Annotated in this window: 15 protein-coding genes; 13 read left to right on the top strand and 2 right to left on the bottom strand. The window is 74.6% G+C overall.

The annotated features are described in order from the left end of the window. Positions 1-14: 14 nt before the first annotated feature. From KSE_RS32205 to KSE_RS32155, 11 genes are all read left to right on the top strand, one after another. Positions 15-1424, top strand: coding sequence for a class I adenylate-forming enzyme family protein (locus KSE_RS32205; protein WP_014139571.1), 1410 nt, complete (start codon positions 15-17; stop codon positions 1422-1424). 738 nt (positions 1425-2162) lie between these two features. Next, complete coding sequence (locus tag KSE_RS32200) at positions 2163-2429, top strand: acyl carrier protein (RefSeq protein ID WP_014139570.1); 267 nt, start codon at positions 2163-2165, stop codon at positions 2427-2429. Continuing rightward, complete coding sequence (locus tag KSE_RS32195; protein ID WP_014139569.1) at positions 2429-2695, top strand: hypothetical protein; 267 nt, start codon at positions 2429-2431, stop codon at positions 2693-2695. Before KSE_RS32200 ends, KSE_RS32195 begins: the two co-directional genes overlap by 1 nt. Further along, positions 2692-3810, top strand: a complete 1119-nt coding sequence (locus tag KSE_RS32190) for a beta-ketoacyl synthase N-terminal-like domain-containing protein (RefSeq protein ID WP_014139568.1) — start codon at positions 2692-2694, stop codon at positions 3808-3810. Before KSE_RS32195 ends, KSE_RS32190 begins: the two co-directional genes overlap by 4 nt. Before the next feature lie 358 nt (positions 3811-4168). Continuing rightward, positions 4169-4621 (top strand): hypothetical protein, encoded by a 453-nt coding sequence (locus KSE_RS32185; RefSeq protein ID WP_014139567.1) that lies wholly within the window; start codon positions 4169-4171, stop codon positions 4619-4621. Between the two features lie 106 nt (positions 4622-4727). Continuing rightward, positions 4728-6410, top strand: a complete 1683-nt coding sequence (locus tag KSE_RS32180; RefSeq protein WP_014139566.1) for a class I adenylate-forming enzyme family protein — start codon at positions 4728-4730, stop codon at positions 6408-6410. Then, positions 6407-7720 carry a beta-ketoacyl-[acyl-carrier-protein] synthase family protein gene (locus KSE_RS32175; protein ID WP_014139565.1) on the top strand — a complete coding sequence of 438 codons (1314 nt, stop codon included), beginning with the start codon at positions 6407-6409 and terminating at the stop codon, positions 7718-7720. Before KSE_RS32180 ends, KSE_RS32175 begins: the two co-directional genes overlap by 4 nt. Continuing rightward, positions 7717-8718, top strand: coding sequence for a VOC family protein (locus KSE_RS32170; RefSeq protein WP_014139564.1), 1002 nt, complete (start codon positions 7717-7719; stop codon positions 8716-8718). Before KSE_RS32175 ends, KSE_RS32170 begins: the two co-directional genes overlap by 4 nt. 37 nt (positions 8719-8755) lie before the next feature. After that, positions 8756-9718, top strand: coding sequence for a phytanoyl-CoA dioxygenase family protein (locus KSE_RS32165; RefSeq protein ID WP_014139563.1), 963 nt, complete (start codon positions 8756-8758; stop codon positions 9716-9718). Continuing rightward, positions 9715-10689, top strand: a complete 975-nt coding sequence (locus KSE_RS32160) for a thiamine pyrophosphate-dependent dehydrogenase E1 component subunit alpha (protein WP_014139562.1) — start codon at positions 9715-9717, stop codon at positions 10687-10689. Before KSE_RS32165 ends, KSE_RS32160 begins: the two co-directional genes overlap by 4 nt. Further along, the gene (locus KSE_RS32155; protein WP_014139561.1) at positions 10686-11648 is read left to right on the top strand and encodes an alpha-ketoacid dehydrogenase subunit beta; all 963 of its coding nucleotides are present in this window, start codon (positions 10686-10688) and stop codon (positions 11646-11648) included. Before KSE_RS32160 ends, KSE_RS32155 begins: the two co-directional genes overlap by 4 nt. Before the next feature lie 145 nt (positions 11649-11793). Here the strand turns inward: KSE_RS32155 and KSE_RS32150 are convergent, their stop codons facing one another. Both KSE_RS32150 and KSE_RS32145 read right to left on the bottom strand, forming a co-directional pair. Then, entirely contained in the window at positions 11794-12975 is a 1182-nt protein-coding gene (locus KSE_RS32150; protein ID WP_014139560.1) for a globin domain-containing protein, read from the bottom strand. A 163-nt stretch (positions 12976-13138) separates the two neighbouring features. Further along, complete coding sequence (locus tag KSE_RS32145) at positions 13139-13642, bottom strand: RrF2 family transcriptional regulator (protein ID WP_014139559.1); 504 nt, start codon at positions 13640-13642, stop codon at positions 13139-13141. Positions 13643-13897: 255 nt separating this feature from the next. Between KSE_RS32145 and KSE_RS32140 the strand changes: the two genes are divergently transcribed. Beyond that, positions 13898-15403 carry a carboxyl transferase domain-containing protein gene (locus KSE_RS32140; protein WP_014139558.1) on the top strand — a complete coding sequence of 502 codons (1506 nt, stop codon included), beginning with the start codon at positions 13898-13900 and terminating at the stop codon, positions 15401-15403. 464 nt (positions 15404-15867) lie between these two features. Then, positions 15868-17082: a DUF6183 family protein gene (locus KSE_RS38990; protein ID WP_014139557.1), complete on the top strand. Its 1215-nt coding sequence runs from the start codon at positions 15868-15870 to the stop codon at positions 17080-17082. Positions 17083-17097: the final 15 nt, after the last annotated feature.

Here is a 17097-nt window from a genome sequence, read left to right as displayed (position 1 = left end):
CGCGTGGAGTTGCGTTGACGCTTACCCCAACCCCGGTACGCGGCGGCACGGTCGCCGCGGACTGGGTGGACGAGCAGTTACTCGCCGGACCGGACGGCGAACCGTGCCTGCGCTTCGGCGCTCCGGTGGCCAGAGGGACCTTGCGGGCCCTGGTGGCCGAACGGCAGCGGCAGCTGGCCGCCGCCGGCCTCGGCGAACACGGGACGGTGGCATTGCGGATGCCGCCGTCGGCGGAGTTCGTCGCGGTGCTGTTGGCCGCTTGGCGCTCCGGCGCCCAGGCGGTCCTGCTCGACCACCGGCTGACCACCGTCGAGGTGGACCGCGCGGTGGACCGGCTGCATCCCCGGGTGCTGGTCGAACTCGCCGACGGGCGACCGAAGTTCCGGTCGCTCCCGGACGGCGTGGCGGCCGCCTCCGAGCATGCCCTGGTACAGCTCAGCTCGGGGTCGACCGGCCCGTCCAAGGTGATCGCCCGGACGGCCGCCGACCTGCTGCGCGAACTCGACTGCTACGCACGGCTGCCGGAGTTCCCGACCCGCGGCGAGCGGACCGTGCTGCTGTCCTCGACAGTGCACGTGCTCGGCCTGGTCGGCGGACTCCTGCACGCCCTGCACGCGGGCGTGGAGCTGGTGGTGCCGCAACGGATGACCCCCGCGGGCATCCTGGCCGCCATCGCCGACGGCACCGCCCCGACCACCGTGATCGGGGTGCCGTTCCACGCCGAACTGCTGGCCGCGGCCGCGGCGCCGCCCGAACTTCCGCACCTGCGGCGGATGATCGTGGCCGGCGAACTCGTCCGCCCACAGCTGCCCGCGGCGTTCCGCGAACGCTTCGGGGTACCGCTCGGCACCATGTACGGGATGACCGAGACCGGCGTGATCGCGACCGACCTGACCGGGCGCACCCACCCGGCGGTGGCACCCGTCCACGGCATGGAGCTCACCGTCTCCGGCGGCGAACTCCACATCGCCCGGACGGAGTCCCCCTACCTGGGCCTGACCGACCCCACCCGCTGGTCGGACGGCCTGCTGCACACCCGCGACGCCGCACGGATCGAGGCCGCCACCGGCCTGGTCACCGTGCTCGGCCGGCGCGACTCACAGATTTCCATCGGCGGTCTCAAGGTCGACCTGAACGAGGTCGAACAGGCCCTCACCGGGCTCCCCGGTGTGGTCGAGGCCGTGGTGCTGTTCGCCGACGGCGCGATCGAGGCCTACGCCGCGACCGCCGACGGCGTCACCTCCTCGCCGTCCGAACGGGACGGCGCCGCCGAGCAGCTGCGCGAACTGCTCGGCAAGGAACTGGCGGGCTACAAGCTCCCCCGCCGACTGCACCTGATGCCGCAGCTCCCCCGGACCGCCACCGGAAAGCTGCTGCGGGACGCCGCCGCCCTGCGCCGACAGGTCGCCGACACCCCCCGCTGACCCACCCCGCTCCACCCCCGCCCCACCCCGTTCCCCGCCCGCCCCTTCCGGCGCGGTGCGCTCGGACCGGCGGCCGGCTCCAGACACCGTCCGCACGTCCGTCCGCGCTTCCGCCCGGAACCGACCTGCTCGTACGTACTGCGGCACCGTCGTCGTGGCGCTGGTGCCGTGGCATCGGTGGCACGTGACCCGTGCCGCGACATCGGTGACGCGACATCGGTGACGCGACATTCGTGCCATGACATCAGTGCCGCGACATTCATGTTGCGACATTGATGACACATCATCGATGTCTCGGCATCGATGATCCGACATCCGTGCCGCGACATCGGTGACCCCTCACCGATGCGTCGGCATCAATGCCTCGACATTCATGTCGAGACAACCATGTCGCGACATCGACGTCCTGGCCCCGCCGCCTCAGCGGCCGCGTCCTGGCGTCATGCCCCGCCGCCGATGCCCCGGCATCGATGTCCGGACATCCGTGTCGCAACACCCGTGTCGCAACACCCGTGTCGCAGCATTCATGCCTCAGCACCGATGCTCCGTCATCGATGTCTCGACATCGATGATCGGACATCCGTGCCGCAACACCTGTGCGACCACACCCGCGCGCCCGCTCCCGTGCCGCGACATCGATGCCTCGGCATCCATGTCCCAGCACCCATGCCCCAACACCGATGCGCCGACATTCGTGTCTCGACATCCGTATCCCGACGCCCCGGAAAGAGTCAGCTCATGCAGGAACAGATCCGCTCGTTCATCCTCACCTCCCTGGCGTCGATGAACTACGACGTCTCGCAGGTCACCTCGGAGACCGACCTCGGCCCGGCCGGCCTCGACCTGGAGTCGCTGGCGCTGGCGGACCTCGCGGTGCAGGTCGAGGAGGAGTTCGGCATCCGCTTCGAGCTGGACGACATGGAGTCCACCGCGCTGATGACCATCGACGAGTTCAGCGCCGAGGTCGCCGCCCGGATCGCCAAGACCTCGGTGGGTACCGCCTGATGGGCGCCGCCGACGTGCGCTTCGGCCGGACCGAGGCGCTGGCCATGCTCGCCCGGTACGGCGACCGCTCGCCCGAGCAGGTCGACGAGCACCTGGGCTCGCTGGAGCTGACCTGGCTGATCGCCGAGGCCGAGAACGCCTACGGCGTGCAGATCGACCTGGACGACGAGCGCCTCGACGCCATCCGCACGGTGGACGACGCGGTCACCGCGCTCGGCGCGCAGATCGCCGCCGCCGGGGCGACGACGGGGTCCGCCGCGTCATGACCGCGACCGCTCTCCGGAACGGCCCGCCGCGGCGCGCCGTCCTGGTCGGCGGGATCGGTGTGCGCTCGGCGTTCGGCGCGGGGCTCGCGGCGCTGACCGACGGGGTGCTCGCCGGGCGGCCCGCGTTCACCCGGGTGGAGCGCTTCGGCACCTCCGCCCAGCGCACCGACCGGGCCGCCACCGGGCCGGGCTCGCCCCGGCTGGCCGACCAACTGGTGGCGGTGCTCGCCGAGGCGGGCGCGCTCTCCGGCTCGGCCGATCCCGAAGTCCCTTACCGGAACGAAGAGTTGCTGATCGCCCTGCACGGTGACCGGCGGGCCGGACCAGTCGCCGCCGAGGTCGCCGAGCGCACCGGCCTGCGGCCCCGGGTGTACACCGGCGCGTGCGTCGCGGCGGCCACCGCGGTCGCCGACGCCGCCGCGCTGATCGCCTCCGGCCGCCGCGAGCGGGTACTGGTCGCGGCCGGATACCTGGTCGAGCCGGACACCTTCGCGGTGTTCGACGCCGGCCGGGCGCTGTCCGGGGACGGCGCCGTCCGCCCGTTCAGCCTGGGGCGGCAGGGGATGCTGCTCGGGGACGCGGCGGTGGCGGTGGTCCTGGAGTCCGAGCCGGCCCTGCGCCGGCGCGGCGGCCGGGCGCTCGCCAGGATCGCCGGCTGGGCCCGGACCGGGGACGCCTACCACGTCTGCCGGCCGCACCCGGACGGCACCGGTCTGGCCCGGGCGGTGCACGGGGCGCTGGCCCGGGCGGGGGCCGAGCCGGCCGCGGTCGGCTACGTCAACGCCAACGGCGCGGGCTCCAAGCTCGGCGACCTCGCCGAGGCCGCCGCCCTGCGCGCGGTCTTCCCGGCCGGCACCCCGCCGGTCAGCTCCACCAAGTCCGTGCACGGCCACGCCCTGGAGGCTTCCGCCCTGCTCGAACTGGCCGTCACCGTGGGCGTGTTGCGCGCCGGGTCGCTGCCGGTGAACGCCGGCTGGCAGGCGCCCGACCCTGGCTGCCCGCTCGACCTGGTCCTCGACCGCCCCCGGCCGGCCGCTCCGGCGCCGGCCCTCGCCCTGACCCTGAACGCCGCGTTCGGCGGCGCCGACACCGCACTCCTGGTGGCAGCCGAATGACCGTCCCGCCTCCTCTCCCCGCCACCGACCCGCCCGCGCCCCCGGCGGCACCCCCGCCGCCGGGACCGACGCGCCCACCACTCGACCCCCGCCCCGGACCGGCCGCCGTCCCGTACGCCCCGGACACCACGTACACCCCGTGCGCCATGTACCGCGGCGGCCGCCTCCCCTGCTGAGGCCCGCACCCCGCCCGTTCCCCGTACCCGCCGTCCCCGGCCCGTCCTCCTGGTGGCTCCCGCATGACCGCCCCGACCGCCCCGACCACCTCGCCCGCCCCGTACGCCACGCCCCCCGTACCCGCGCCCGCCTCGGCGCCCCGGCTGCTCGCCGGGCCGTTGCGGGTGCTGGCCGCCGCCCGGTGGCCGGACGGGCCGGCGGACGAACTGCCCGCCATCGCGGGGTTCGTGGAGTCCGCGTTCAGTCCGCTGGTGGCGGAACCGCCGAGCGCTGCCTGCGCGCCCGTTACGGGGCGCCGCCGGCCGCCGGGGCGCCGCGCACGGCGCTGCTGCTGGCCAGTCCGACCGGCGACACCGGCACGGCGGACGCGCTGGCCCGGGCCACCGCCGCCGGGCTGCGGGTTCCGCCGCTGCTGTTCTTCCAGTCCAATCCGAACGCCGTCCTCGGACACGTCGCCGCCCGCTGGCAGTTGGACGGTCCGGTCGTCGCGCTCGGTCCCGGCTTCGAGGACGAGCGCGAACTGCACGACCGGGCGGCCCTGTTGATCGAGGACGGGGATGCCGAGCAGGTGCTCGTGATCACCGCCGTCCAGGGCCCGCCCGACCACGCCACCGCCGTCCTGCTCGCCCCCTGAGCGACCGGGCGCCCCCGCCGGTACCACCCCCTCGCCCTCCTCCCTCGCGCGGCGCGGCCCCGCCCGAGGGATTCCCCCCTCCCGCACCACGACCAGAACGGGAACGATGAGCCTCCGAACCCTTCGCGCCACGCTGTCCGCGGACAGCTCCGTCGGCGCGGGCAACGTCCTGACCACCCGGGTCGAGCAGGGCCTCGGCCTGGACTCGCCGACCCTGACCTTCGACACCCCCGTCGACTCCCACCCGGCGAACGAAGCCCTGACGCTCCGTCAACTCGACGTCGCGGTAAGGGCCAGGGCCGCCGCGCTGCACGCCCTGGGGGTGCGTCGACGCGACCCGGTCGCCGTGCAGGCGTCCGCCGCCGCCGACCAGGTGCTGTCCTTCCTGGCGCTGAGCCGCCTCGGCGCGATCCCGGCCCTGCTCAACCCGGCACTGGACGCGGACACTTCGGCCCGCTACCTGCGCCGGTTGAACGCGGTCGGGCTGCTCGCCGACACCGCGCACGCCAAGGCCCTCGCGGACGTCGACTTCGGCGCCCCGGTCCTCGCCGACACCGCCGAACTCGCCGACGGCGACCCGGAGTCGGCGCCAGCCCCGTACCGGCACTGGCCGACCGACCCGGTGGCGATCACCCACTCCTCGGGCACCACCGGCCTGCCGAAGGCGGTGCTGCACTCGCACCAGAGCCTGTACGCGGCGATCCGGCACCGCCTGCTGCTGCCCCGCCCGCAGGGCATCGACCGGGTGCTCAGCGCGCTGCCGGCCGCGCACGCGGCGACACTGATCGCGGTCAACCTGGCGCTCAGCTTCGACGCCCAACTGCACCTGATCTCCCAGCAGTCGGGCCCGGCGGTGCTGGACGCGATCGAGCGCTGGCAGCCGGTCGGCGTCTACGGGTTCGCCACCACCTGGGCCGACCTGGCCCGGCGCGACCTGGACGCGCGCGACCTGTCCTCGGTCGGCCTGTGGTGGAACACCGGCGACTGCGCGCACGAGGCGCACATCCGCCGCCTGGTCGCCCAGGGTTCGCGCGAGACCGCCACCCGCCAGGGCCGGGTGCGCGCCGCCGGATCGGTGTTCATCGACGGCCTCGGCTCGTCCGAGATGGGCCACTCGCACTTCCACATCAGCCACACCGCCGACTCCGACCGCTACGGCCGCTGCGTGGGCCGCCCGCACGCCTTCGTCGACTGCGCGGTCCTCGACCCGGACGGAAACGAGCTCGGCCCGGGTGAGGTGGGCGAGTTGGGCACCCGCTCACCCACCCTGTCGCCCGGCTACTGGAACGACTCGGTCACCACCCACCGCACCCGGGTGCGCGACTACTTCCTCACCGGCGACCTGATGTACCGCGACGAGGACGGCTACTACTACCACGTGGACCGCGCCGTCGACACCGTCGACCTCGGCGACGGCCGGCGCCTGCACACCGCTGCCAGCGAGGAGCGCGTACTGGCCTCCTGCCCGGACGTGCACGACTGCACCGTGGTCGCCTTCCGCGACGGCGAGCGGACGATCGCCGACGTGCTGCTGCAACTCGACCCGGCCGCCGACCAGGACGCCGACCGCACTGCCGAGGTGCTCGCCGCGCTGGAGCCGCACGTCGCGGCCGTGGTCCGCGCGGTGCTGCCCGTCCCGGACGGCCGGATCCCGCTCGGCCCGACCGGCAAGGTCCGCAAGGTGCTGCTGCGCCAGCGCCACCTGGCCGAGAGCACCGCGACGGCGGCCGCGACCGCCGGAACCGAGAGCGCGACCGCGACCGCGACCGCCGGAACCGAGGCGCCGTGAGCCAGGCCGGACCCATCGCCGGACCCATCGCCGCGCAGGTCACCGCGCAGGTCGCCGCGCAGGTCACCGGCATCGGCTGGGTGACGCCGCTGGGCCGGGCCGTGCCCGAGTCGTTCCGCGCCCTCGCGGCCGGCCGCTCCGGCCTGGTCGCGCCGCCCGCCGACCACTCGGCGGCGGGCTGGCTGCGGGTCGCGGGCATCGCCCCGCACGTCCCGGCCACCGAGGTGCTGCCGCCGACCGAGACCCGGGTCGCCGACCGCTACCTGCTGCTCGCCCTGGCCGCCGCCGAGGACGCCCTCACGGACGCGAAACTGACGATCCGTCAGGACACCGATCCGGAGCGGGTGGCGGTGGTGCTGGGCACCGGCGGCGGCGGGCTGGAGAGCTACGAGCTGCAGGCCGTCGGACGGCGCGCGCGCGGCCGGGCCGCGGTCAGCCCGTACCTGCTGCCGGGCATGCTGTCGAACATGGCGGCCGCCCGGATCGCCATCACGCACGGCATCCGCGGCTACAGCTCGGCGGTGATCACGGCCTGCGCGGCCGGCGCGCAGGCGATCGCCGAGGGCCTGCGGCTGATCCGCGGCGGCGAGGCGGACGTGGTGGTGTGCGGCGGCGCGGAGGCCCCGCTGCACCCGACGATCGCCGCCGCCTTCGACAACTCGCGTGCGCTGGCCGCCGGTTGGGATGACCCGACGCAGGCGTCCCGGCCGTTCGACGCCCGCCGCAACGGCTTCGTGCTGGGCGAGGGCAGCGCCGTCCTGGTCCTGGAGAGCACCGAGCACGCGGCTTCCCGTGGGGCCAACGCCTATGCGGGGCTGGCTGGTTGGGGTGCGGCCACCGACGCCCACCACCCGACCATGCCGCGCCCGGACGGCGCGGGCGCGATCTCCGCGATGCGGGCCGCGCTGCGCTCGGCGGGCCTGCCGCCGACGGCCGTCGACTACGTCAACGCCCATGGCACCGGGACCAAGCTGGGCGACCGGGCGGAGGCGGCGGCCCTGCGCGAGGTGTTCGGCGACCACGACCCGTGGGTGAGCTCGACCAAGGGCGCGACCGGCCACCTGCTGGGCGCCTCGGGGGCGGTGGAGGCGGCGGTGTCGGCGCTGACCGTCGCCGAGGGCCTGATCCCGCCCACCCTGAACCTCGAACAGCCGGACGAGGCCTGCGCGTTGCGGCACGTCCGCGGCGCGGCCGAGCACAGTGTCGTGCGCCACGCCCTGTCCAACTCGATCGCGTTCGGCGGCCACAACCTGAGCCTGCTGTTCGGGCCGCCGAGCATCACGGCCAAGCACCTCGGAGGGGACTCATGACCGTGCCCGGCATCGCGTACACCGAACTGTACGTGGAAGACGCCCACAAGTACGCCGCCCAACTGCGCGACGACTGGGGGTTCACGCTGAGCGAGCCGGCCCAGGACGCGCCGGGGACCAGCCAGGTGCTGGCGCACCAGGGTTCGATCCGGGTGCTGCTGACCTCGGCGGTGGAGACCGAGCACCCGGTCGCGGCATGGGTGCGGCGGCACGGCGACGGCGTCGCGGTGATCGCGCTGCGGCACGCCGACGGGGTGGCGGCGGCCTCGGCCGCCGAGCGGGCGCTGGAGGCGGGCGGCGGCTGCCTGGACGGGGCGGGCACGGTCTCCGGCTTCGGCGACCTGGCGCTGCGTTTCGTCGGCCCGGAGGACCTGCTGCCGGGCGGTGAACTGCCGGGCGAGGGAGCGCTGTTGTCGCTGGACCACGTGGCGATCGTGGTGCCGGGAGGGCAGTTGGCCCCCTCGGTGGACTGGGCGGTGCGCGGGCTGGGCTTCCGGGAGATCTTCCGGGAGTACGTGGAGGTCGGTGACCAGGCGATGGACTCCCGGGTGGTGCAGAGCCCGTGCGGGACGGTCACCTTCACCCTGCTGGAGCCGGACACCTCGCGGGCGTCCGGCCAGATCGACGGCTTCCTGGAGGCGCACGGCGGCGCGGGCGTCCAGCACGTGGCGTACGCGACGGAGTCGATCACCGCCGCGGTGCGGGAGTTGGCCGGGCGCGGGGTGGCGTTCCTGAGCACCCCGGGCGCGTACTACGAGGCGCTGGAGTCGCGGCTCGGCCCGACGGCCATCCCGGTGCCCGAACTCCGGGACACCAACGTGCTGGTGGACCGGGACCACGGCGGCCAGCTGTTCCAGATCTTCGCCCGCTCGACCCACCCGCGCCGGACCTTCTTCCTGGAGCTGGTGGAGCGGCGCGGCGCCGGCACCTTCGGCACCGCCAACATCAAGGCCCTGTACGAGGCGGTGGAGCGCGAGCGCGCCACCGCGGACAGCTGACCGGTCAAGGCCCGGACGGACGAGAGAGGAGCGCGAAATGACCACCGTTGCGGAGCAGTTCGAGTTGACCGAGGAGGAGTCGGCGCTGCTGCCGACCGTCGAGGAGGTACTGGAGTACGCGGAGCGCGGCTGGTACCTGTCCCGGCGGCTGTTCTCCGACGCCGAGCTGGACGCGCTGCAGGACGCCACCGAGCGCTACTACGGGGGCGAGCGGGACCGCGAACTCCCGGCCCGGCCACCGCACCTGGCGTCCTGGAAGCCGTCGGACGGGCCGGTCCAGCGGCACAACGACTACGTGCACTACGAGCACGGGGAGATCGGCCGGATCCTGCGCAAGCCGCTGCTGGGCGCGGTCGCGGCCCGGCTCGCGCAGGCGGAGGAGATCCGGCTGTTCCAGTCGACGCTGATCTTCAAGCCGCCGGTGCCGGGCGAGCCGAGCAACGTGGTGCCGTGGCACTTCGACAAGCACTACTGGCAGACGTCCACCTCGCAGCGGATGCTGACGGCGTTCCTGCCGTTCCACGACTGCACGGAGGAGATGGGCACCATCACCATGGTGGACGGCAGCCACCGCTGGGAGGAACGGCCGGGCGGCGACGACTCGACCCGGCACTTCGCGGCCCGGGACCGCTCCGAACTGGAGCAACTGCTGCGGGAGAACGCCGAGTTCAACGGTACCGAGGTACGGACCGTGCCGATCGAGATCCCGCACGGGCACGTGTCCTTCCACCACTGCCGCACCTACCACGGCTCGGGCCCGAACCGGTCGGCGCAGCCGCGCCGGGCGGTGTCGCTGCACCTGCAGGACGGGGCGAACCGGTACCGCTCGTTCCTGAAGCCGGACGGCTCGCCGGTGGTGTACAACCACGACGCGGTGGTGCGGCGGGACGCGGACGGCCGGCCGGACTACGCGGACCCGGAGTTCTGCCCGGTGCTGTGGCGGTCGGAGTCGCGGCAGTCGGAGCCGCAGCGGTCGGAGCCGCGGCGGTCGGGCCGGTGAGCCTGCCGCACCTGGCGGACCCGGCGGGCCGGTACCGGACGATGCGGCTGATCCGCTCGTTCGAGGAGCTGGCCCTGGAGTGGGTGCGGTCGGGGCTGGTGGTCGGCGGCACCCACCCGTACATCGGGCAGGAGGCGGTGGCGGTCGGCGTGTGCGCCGCGCTGGATCCGGCCGACCAGTTGACCTCGACCCACCGCGGGCACGGGCACGTGCTGGCCAAGGGCGCGGACCCCGGTCGGCTGCTGGCCGAACTGCTGGGCCGGGTCGGCGGGTTGAACGGCGGTCGGGGCGGTTCGATGCACGCCGCGGACTTCTCGTTGGGCATCCTGGGCGCGAACGGCATCGTCGGCGCGGGCGCGCCGATCGCGGTCGGCTCGGCCTGGGCGGCCCGGCGGCGCGGTGAACCGACCGTGGTGGCCTCGTTCTTCGGCGACGGCGCGCTCAACCAGGGCGTCCTGCTGGAGGCGTTGAACCTGGCGTCGATCTGGCGGGCGCCGGCGGTGTTCGTCTGTGAGAACAACGGCTACGCGACGACGCTGCCGGCCGCCTCGGCGGTGGGCGGTTCGGCCTGCGGCCGGGCGGCGGCCTTCGGCATCCCGGCCGAGACGGTGGACGGGATGGACGTGGAGGCGGTCCGGGCGGCGGCCGGGCGGGCGGTGGAGCGGGCGCGCGCGGGGGGCGGTCCGTCGTTCCTGGAGTGCCTGACGTACCGGTTCGAGGCACACCACACGATGGAACGACGCTTCCGGCTGTCGTACCGGACGGCCGAGGAGGTGGCGTCCTGGCGGGAGCGCGATCCGCTGGCGACCGGCCTGCCGACCGGGCGGATGGCGGAGATCGACCGCGAGGTGGCCGAACTGCTCTCCGCCGCCGCCGAGTTCGCGCTGGCCTCGGCGGAGCCCGATCCGGCGACGGCCAATGACCACCTGTACGCGAGCGGGCTGCGGCCCCGGTCGGGAGCGGCACTGTGACGCTGTTGTCGTACGCCAAGGCGATGAACCGGGCGCTGGCGGACGCGCTGGAGGCCGACCCGGCGGTGTGCGTGTTCGGCGAGGACGTCGGCGCGGGGCTGGCCGGCCTGACCCTGGGCCTGCAGCAACGCTTCGGCGCCGAAAGGGTGGTGGACGTCCCGCTGTCGGAGCAGGCGTTCACCTCGGCGGGCATCGGGGCCGCACTGAACGGGATGCGCCCGGTGATCGAACTGCAGATCCCGTCGCTGCTGTTCCTGGTGTTCGAGCAACTCGCCAACCAGGCGCACAAGTTCTCGCTGATGACGGGCGGCCAGGCCCGGGTGCCGCTGACCGTGGTGGTGCCGGGTTCGGGCTCCCGCAGCGGCTGGGCGGGCCAGCACTCGGACCACCCGTACGGCCTGTTCGCACACGTCGGCATCAAGACGCTGGCACCCGCGACGCCCACCGACGCGTACGGGCTGCTGAGTTCGGCGATCCTGGACGACGACCCGGTGGTGCTGTTCGCCCCGGCGGGCGCGCTGGGGGTGCGGGAGGACGTGACCGCGCCGCTGGTGCCGATCCCGCTCGGCACCGCCCGGACGGTGCGGCCCGGCAGCGACGTGACGGTGGTCGCGGTCGGCCACCTGGTGCACCAGGCCGTCGCGGTGGCCGAGGAGTTGGCGGGCGAGGTCTCGGTGGAGGTGCTCGACCCGCGCACCCTGTACCCGCTGGACCGGGCGGCCCTGGTGGAGTCGCTGAACCGCACCGGTCGGCTGGTGGTGGCCGACGACTCCAACCGCTTCGCCGGCTTCGCCGCCGAGGTGCTGGCCGTCGCCGCCGAGGAGTGCCGCCTGCTCGCCCCGCCCCGCCGGGTCACCCGCCCGGACGGTGCGGTCCTCCCGTTCGCGCTCGCCCTGGACCGGGCCCTGCAGCCGAGGGAGGACCAACTGCGGGACGCGATCCGGGCCGTCCTGAAGTAGCCGCGGCGGAAGGACTGGCCCCGGAGCGGTTCGCACCGCTCCGGGGCCGGGCGTTTCTCTCGTCATCCACCGCTTCCCGCAGGGCAGTTGACGCCACTGGGGGCTGCGCCCAGGCCGGCCGGCGGACCCGGGGACGGACCGGCCGTCAGTCCTGGCCGAGCCACAGGTCGGGACCGAAGACCTCGTAGTGGATGTCGGCGGCGGGCACACCGGCGGCGAGCAGCTGGGTGCGGACGGCGCGCATGAACGGGAGCGGGCCGCACAGGTAGGCGACGGTGTCGGCGGGGACGCCCAGCGCGGCCAGGTCGACCAGGCCGGTGCGGGCGGCCGGCCACTCGCCCTCGGGGCGCTCGTACCAGACGTGCGCCTCGCCGTTCGGGAGCTTGTCGACCAACTGCGCGTACTCGGCGCGGAAGGCGTGCGCGGACTCCTGCCGGTCGCCGTGCACGGCGATCACCCGACGGGTGGCACCGGTCTCGGCGAGGTGGGTGAGCATGCCGACGATCGGGGTGCAGCCGATGCCGGCCGAGGCGAGCAGCACCGGGCGGTCGCCGTCGGCCAGTCGCACGTCGCCGAACGGGGCGCTGACCAGCAGCGTGGCACCCTCGTCGACGTGCTGGTGCAGGTGGTTGGAGACCTCGCCGGCCGGGTCGCCGGCGACCTTCTTGACGGTGATCCGCAGGCCACCGTCGGGCTGCCCGGAGAGGCTGTACTGGCGGATCTGCCGCGCGCCGTCGGGGAGTTCGACCTGCACCGAGACGTACTGGCCGGGCTGGTGCGCGGGCACGGGACCGCCGTCGGCGGGGCGCAGCAGGAAGGTCGCGACGTCGGCGGTCTCGGCGGTGCGGGCGGCCACCGCGTACGGGCGGCGCTCGCCCCGGGTGCCGCTCTCCTCGTACAGGCGGGCCTCGACGGCGATCAGGGCGTTGGCCATCAGCCAGTAGACCTCGTCCCAGGCGGCGGCGACCTCAGGGGTGACGGCGTCGCCGAGCACCTCGACGATGGCGGCGAACAGGTGGGTGTGGACCACCTGGTACTGGTCGGGGGTGACGCCGAGCGAGGCGTGCTTGTGCGCGATGCGGGCGAGCATGGCGTCCGGACGCCGGTCGGGGTGCTCGACCAGGGCGGTGGCGAAGGCGGCTATCGAGCCGGCCAGCGCCTGGCGCTGGCTGCCGTCGGCCTGGTTGCCCCGGTTGAACAGGTCGCGCAGCAGCTCGGGGTGGGCCTCGAACAGCCGGCCGTAGAACGATCCGGTGATCTCCCCGATCGCCGCGCCCACCACGGGCAGGGTGGCGCGTACGGTCTGCGCGGACTTGTCGGACAGCATCCGGAACTCCAAACTCGCATCTGAGATGCGTATTTAACAGTGTGGAAAATCTGCTACTTGACTACTGATTGTCACTACTTACCGGTACTGACCGTCACCGACTAGCGCCGGAGACCGCGAGAGCCCCGCCCCGTGCCCGTCTCGATGCTCGTCCGGCCGAGAGCTAGACGGAAGGGCCGAACGGCCCCACCACCGGCAGCCCCAGCAGGACCGGGCCGATACCGGCGCCGCCGGCCTCGCCGCCGCCAGCCTGGCCACCGTCGGCGACCAGGTCGGCGACCAGGTCGTCGACGGTCAGCGGATCGAGGGTCGCGAAGAACGCCTCCTGCGCACGGCGCAGCGCCCCGCGCAGCCGGCAGGAGTGGCGCAGCGGGCAGGGCGGATCGTCCTCGCAGCCGACCACGTCGCCGACGCCCTCCAGCTCCCGGACGATCCGGCCGAGCGAGCCGGTGCGCCCGGCGGCGGTCAGGGCGAGCCCGCCGCCCCGGCCGCGCCGGGCCTCGACCACGCCCAGGTGCTGCAACCGGCTGACCACCTTCGCCGCGTGGTTGTACGGGACGCCGACCACCTCGGCCACCTCGCGGGTGGTCGGGGTCTGGTCCTCGTCCAGCACCGCCAGGCGCATCGCGATGCGCAAGGCGATGTCGGTGCTCTTGGTCAGCCTCACGGGCCCGACTCTAGCCAATTACGCATCTTGGATACCAATTAGGCCGGTGTCTGCTGCGTCACGTTCCGCCACGACCCGCTGCCACTGCGACCGCGCCACCTCGCACCGCGCCAGACCCACCGCCGGGGGCACGGACCGGTGATCTCGCTCACCACCGTGCGGCGTGCCCGCCAAGCACCCCGTCGCCCCGCTAGCCTCGGCCGCACGCCCCTCCCCTTTCTCCCCTTCCCCTTCTGCCGTACGACGGAGGCCCCGGTGACCGCGCGTCAACTCCTCGACCTGCTGGTCGACCCCGGCACCTTCCACAGCTGGGACGAGCCGGTCACCACCGCGTACGCCGACCCCGGCTACCGGGACGCGCTGGCCCGGGCCAGGGCCCGCACCGGCCTGGACGAGGCCGTGCTGACCGGGCGCGCCCTGCTGGACGGCCGGCCGATCGCGCTGGTCGCCTGCGAGTTCGCCTTCCTCGGCGGCTCGATCGGCGTGGCCACCGCCGAGCGGATCACCCGGGCCGTGGAGCGCGCCACCGCCGAACGCCTGCCGCTGCTCGCCCTGCCGGTCTCCGGCGGCACCCGGATGCAGGAGGGCTCGGCCGCGTTCCTGTGCATGGTCCGGGTCACCGCCGCCGTCCACGCCCACCGCACCGCCGGACTCCCCTACCTGACCTACCTGCGCAACCCGACCATGGGCGGGGTGTTCGCCTCCTGGGGCACCCTCGGTCACCTGGTGCTGGCCGAACCCGGCGCCAGGCTCGGCTTCCTCGGCCCCCGGGTGTACGAGGAGCTTCGCGGCGAGCCGCTGCCGCCGACCGTCCAGCGCGCCGAGACGCTGGCCGCGCACGGCCGACTGGACGCGATCGTCCCGCCCGAACGGCTGCGCGCCTTCCTGGCCCGAGCCCTCACCGTCCTCACCGCCCGCCCTGCGGCCACGCCCGCGCCCGCGTCCACACCGACGCCGGTACCCGCGCCCCTACCCGTGCCCGAACCCACGCCCGTCCCGTCGGACGCCTGGGAGTCGGTGCTGCTCAGCCGCCGCCCGGACCGCCTGACCGCGCTCGAACTCCTCTACCACGCCGCCGAGTCCTTCCTCCCGTTGGACGGCGACAGCGCGCTCGTCCGCGGGCTCGCGCTGATCGGCGGACACCCGGTCATGGTCGTCGCCCAGCAGCGGCAAGGGCCCGACCAGCCTCAACTCCCCGTCACGGCAGCCGATCTGCGGGCCGTCCGGCGCCAGGCGCAGATCGCCGAGGAGTTGGGGATGCCGCTGCTCACGGTGGTCGACACCACCGGCGCGGAACTCTCCATCGAGGCCGAACTCGACGGTGTGGCACTGGAGATCGCGCACTGCCTGACGACGCTGGTCGGACTGCGCACCCCCGTGCTGGCCGTCCTGCTCGGCCAGGGCAGTGGCGGCGGGGCACTCGCCCTGCTGCCCGCGGACCGGGTGCTCGCCGCCCAGCATGCCTGGCTGGCCCCGCTGCCGCCCGAGGGCGCCTCCGCGATCGTCCACCGCGACGGCGACCACGCGCCCCAACTCGCCCGCTCGCAGGGCATCACCGCCACCGACCTGACCGCCACCGGCCTGGTCGACCAGGTCGTCCCGGAGGGTGCCGACCCGGCCGAACTGCGCGACTGCCTCGCCGCCGCCGTCACCACCGCGCTCGCCGAACTCACCCGACTCCCGGACGCCGAACGCCTCGCCGCCCGAGCCGCCCGCAACCGCCGCCTCGGCGGCCCCAGTTCACCGGGAGATCCGCGCTGAACACCACCGCCCCACCGGTCCCCGCCCTGGCCGGGGCCCTCGCCGACCTGCTGCGTTTCCTCGACGCGTGCGCACGATCCGGGTGAGCCGGCCGGCCGTCCGGGGGCCGGGCAGCGCCGGGGCAGGCCCGCATGCGGGCGCAGGTGACCGCTGTCGGAGTGGTACCGGGTTCGGCGGCGGTCCCGGCCACCGACTCGGCGATCCCCGAGTTGCGGGCCCCGACCCCTGCCCCGACCTCTGCCCCAGCCTCCGCCGCACCCCGTCCCTCGCATCACCACTCGCCCTGGTGGCCGCGATGTTCCTGGCCACCGACCGCCGCCGATGGGAGCCGACGGCTCGGGGCCGGTCCCGCGCGATCCTGTCCAACGGCTTCCGCCCCCGCACCTGAACCGCCAGCCCTCCTGCAAGGCGCACGGATCCGGGAACCGCTGGGGCCAGGAGTCGCCGCGCTTAGGATCTGGCGCATGACCGCTCGCGTCCAGTCGCTGCTCGCTCAGCTCCCCCACCGTCCGGACGCCGCGCCGGTGCTGGTGGCGGCCGGTGCCGCGCTGGCGGCAGGCGACGGCGCGTTCGTGGGCGGGCTGGGTTCGGCGCTGGCGGCCCGTTCGGCGGGGCCGGGCGGGGCGGCGTACCTGGGCGCCTTCCGGGAGTTGTTCGACCTGGTGGCGGCCGGGCCCGGGCCAGGGGCCGTCGGCTTGGCGGTGGAGTTGTTGGCGATGCTGCCGCCGGGGGCCTGGCGGGACTTCCGGGGGCAGGCCGCGGCGCTGGCGGCCGACCGTCCGGCCGCGGACCTCGCCGCGGTGTTCAGCGGGCCGGCCTCCGATCACCTGCGGATCCGCCTGTTCCGACTGCTGGAGCTGCGCGGCGCCGACCCGGCGGGTGTTCCGGCGATCGCCGCGTGGCGCACGTACCGGGAGCGCGAGTACCCTCCGCTGCACCTGGCGACGCACCTGCCGGAGCTCACACTGCCCCGGTACGGCGGGAACGGCCGCGCGAGCGAGGCATGGTGGCCCGCCCCCGGCCCCGACTCCCGCTCCGGCTCCGACTCCCGCTCCGGCTCGGACTCCAACTGCCTTTCCCGGCTGCCCGCGACGGCGACGGCGCCAGCGGCGAAACCGGCCGTAGCGCTGCCGCCCTTCGCCGATGTCACCGAGAACTCCCTTGCCACCGCGCTGGGTTCGGCCACCGCCGCCTGGTCCGAGTACTCCAACGGCCGCACGGAAGCCCGGGTCTTCCACTTCCGCTCGCCACTCGCCCCCGCCGCCACCGAGCCGTCAGTACTGCGAACTCTCCTGCCGTCCATGGGACTCGACTGCCTCACCGCCGACGCCTCACCCCGTCGGCGCTCCCGCCTGAGCCCCGCTCCGGCGGTGGAGGCGCGGGACGCCGAGCGGGTGTGGCTGCTGCTGCACTGGGCAGCGACGAACGGCGGCGCGTACGGCGGCGCCCTCGGCGAGGCGCCCGGACGGGCCGCGGCCTGGCGGTCGTTGGCCGCGCTGGCGGGCTGCCCTGACCCGGTGACGACCGACGAGGTCGAACTGGCGGCGGACGAGTACTCCTGGTTCGCCTTCGCCGGCGGCAGCAGCTGGTTCGACCAAGTCGCCTGGGACCTGGGCGTGCTGGCCCTCTCCCCCGACCGGAGCCGACTGGCCGTCCTGGCCGCGACCGACACCGACTGAACGGACTGAACGGAC

This window comes from Kitasatospora setae KM-6054, assembly GCF_000269985.1.
Classification (GTDB): domain Bacteria; phylum Actinomycetota; class Actinomycetes; order Streptomycetales; family Streptomycetaceae; genus Kitasatospora; species Kitasatospora setae.
Note: the sequence above shows the minus strand (reverse complement) of the source record. Positions and strands in the feature narration are given on the sequence as shown.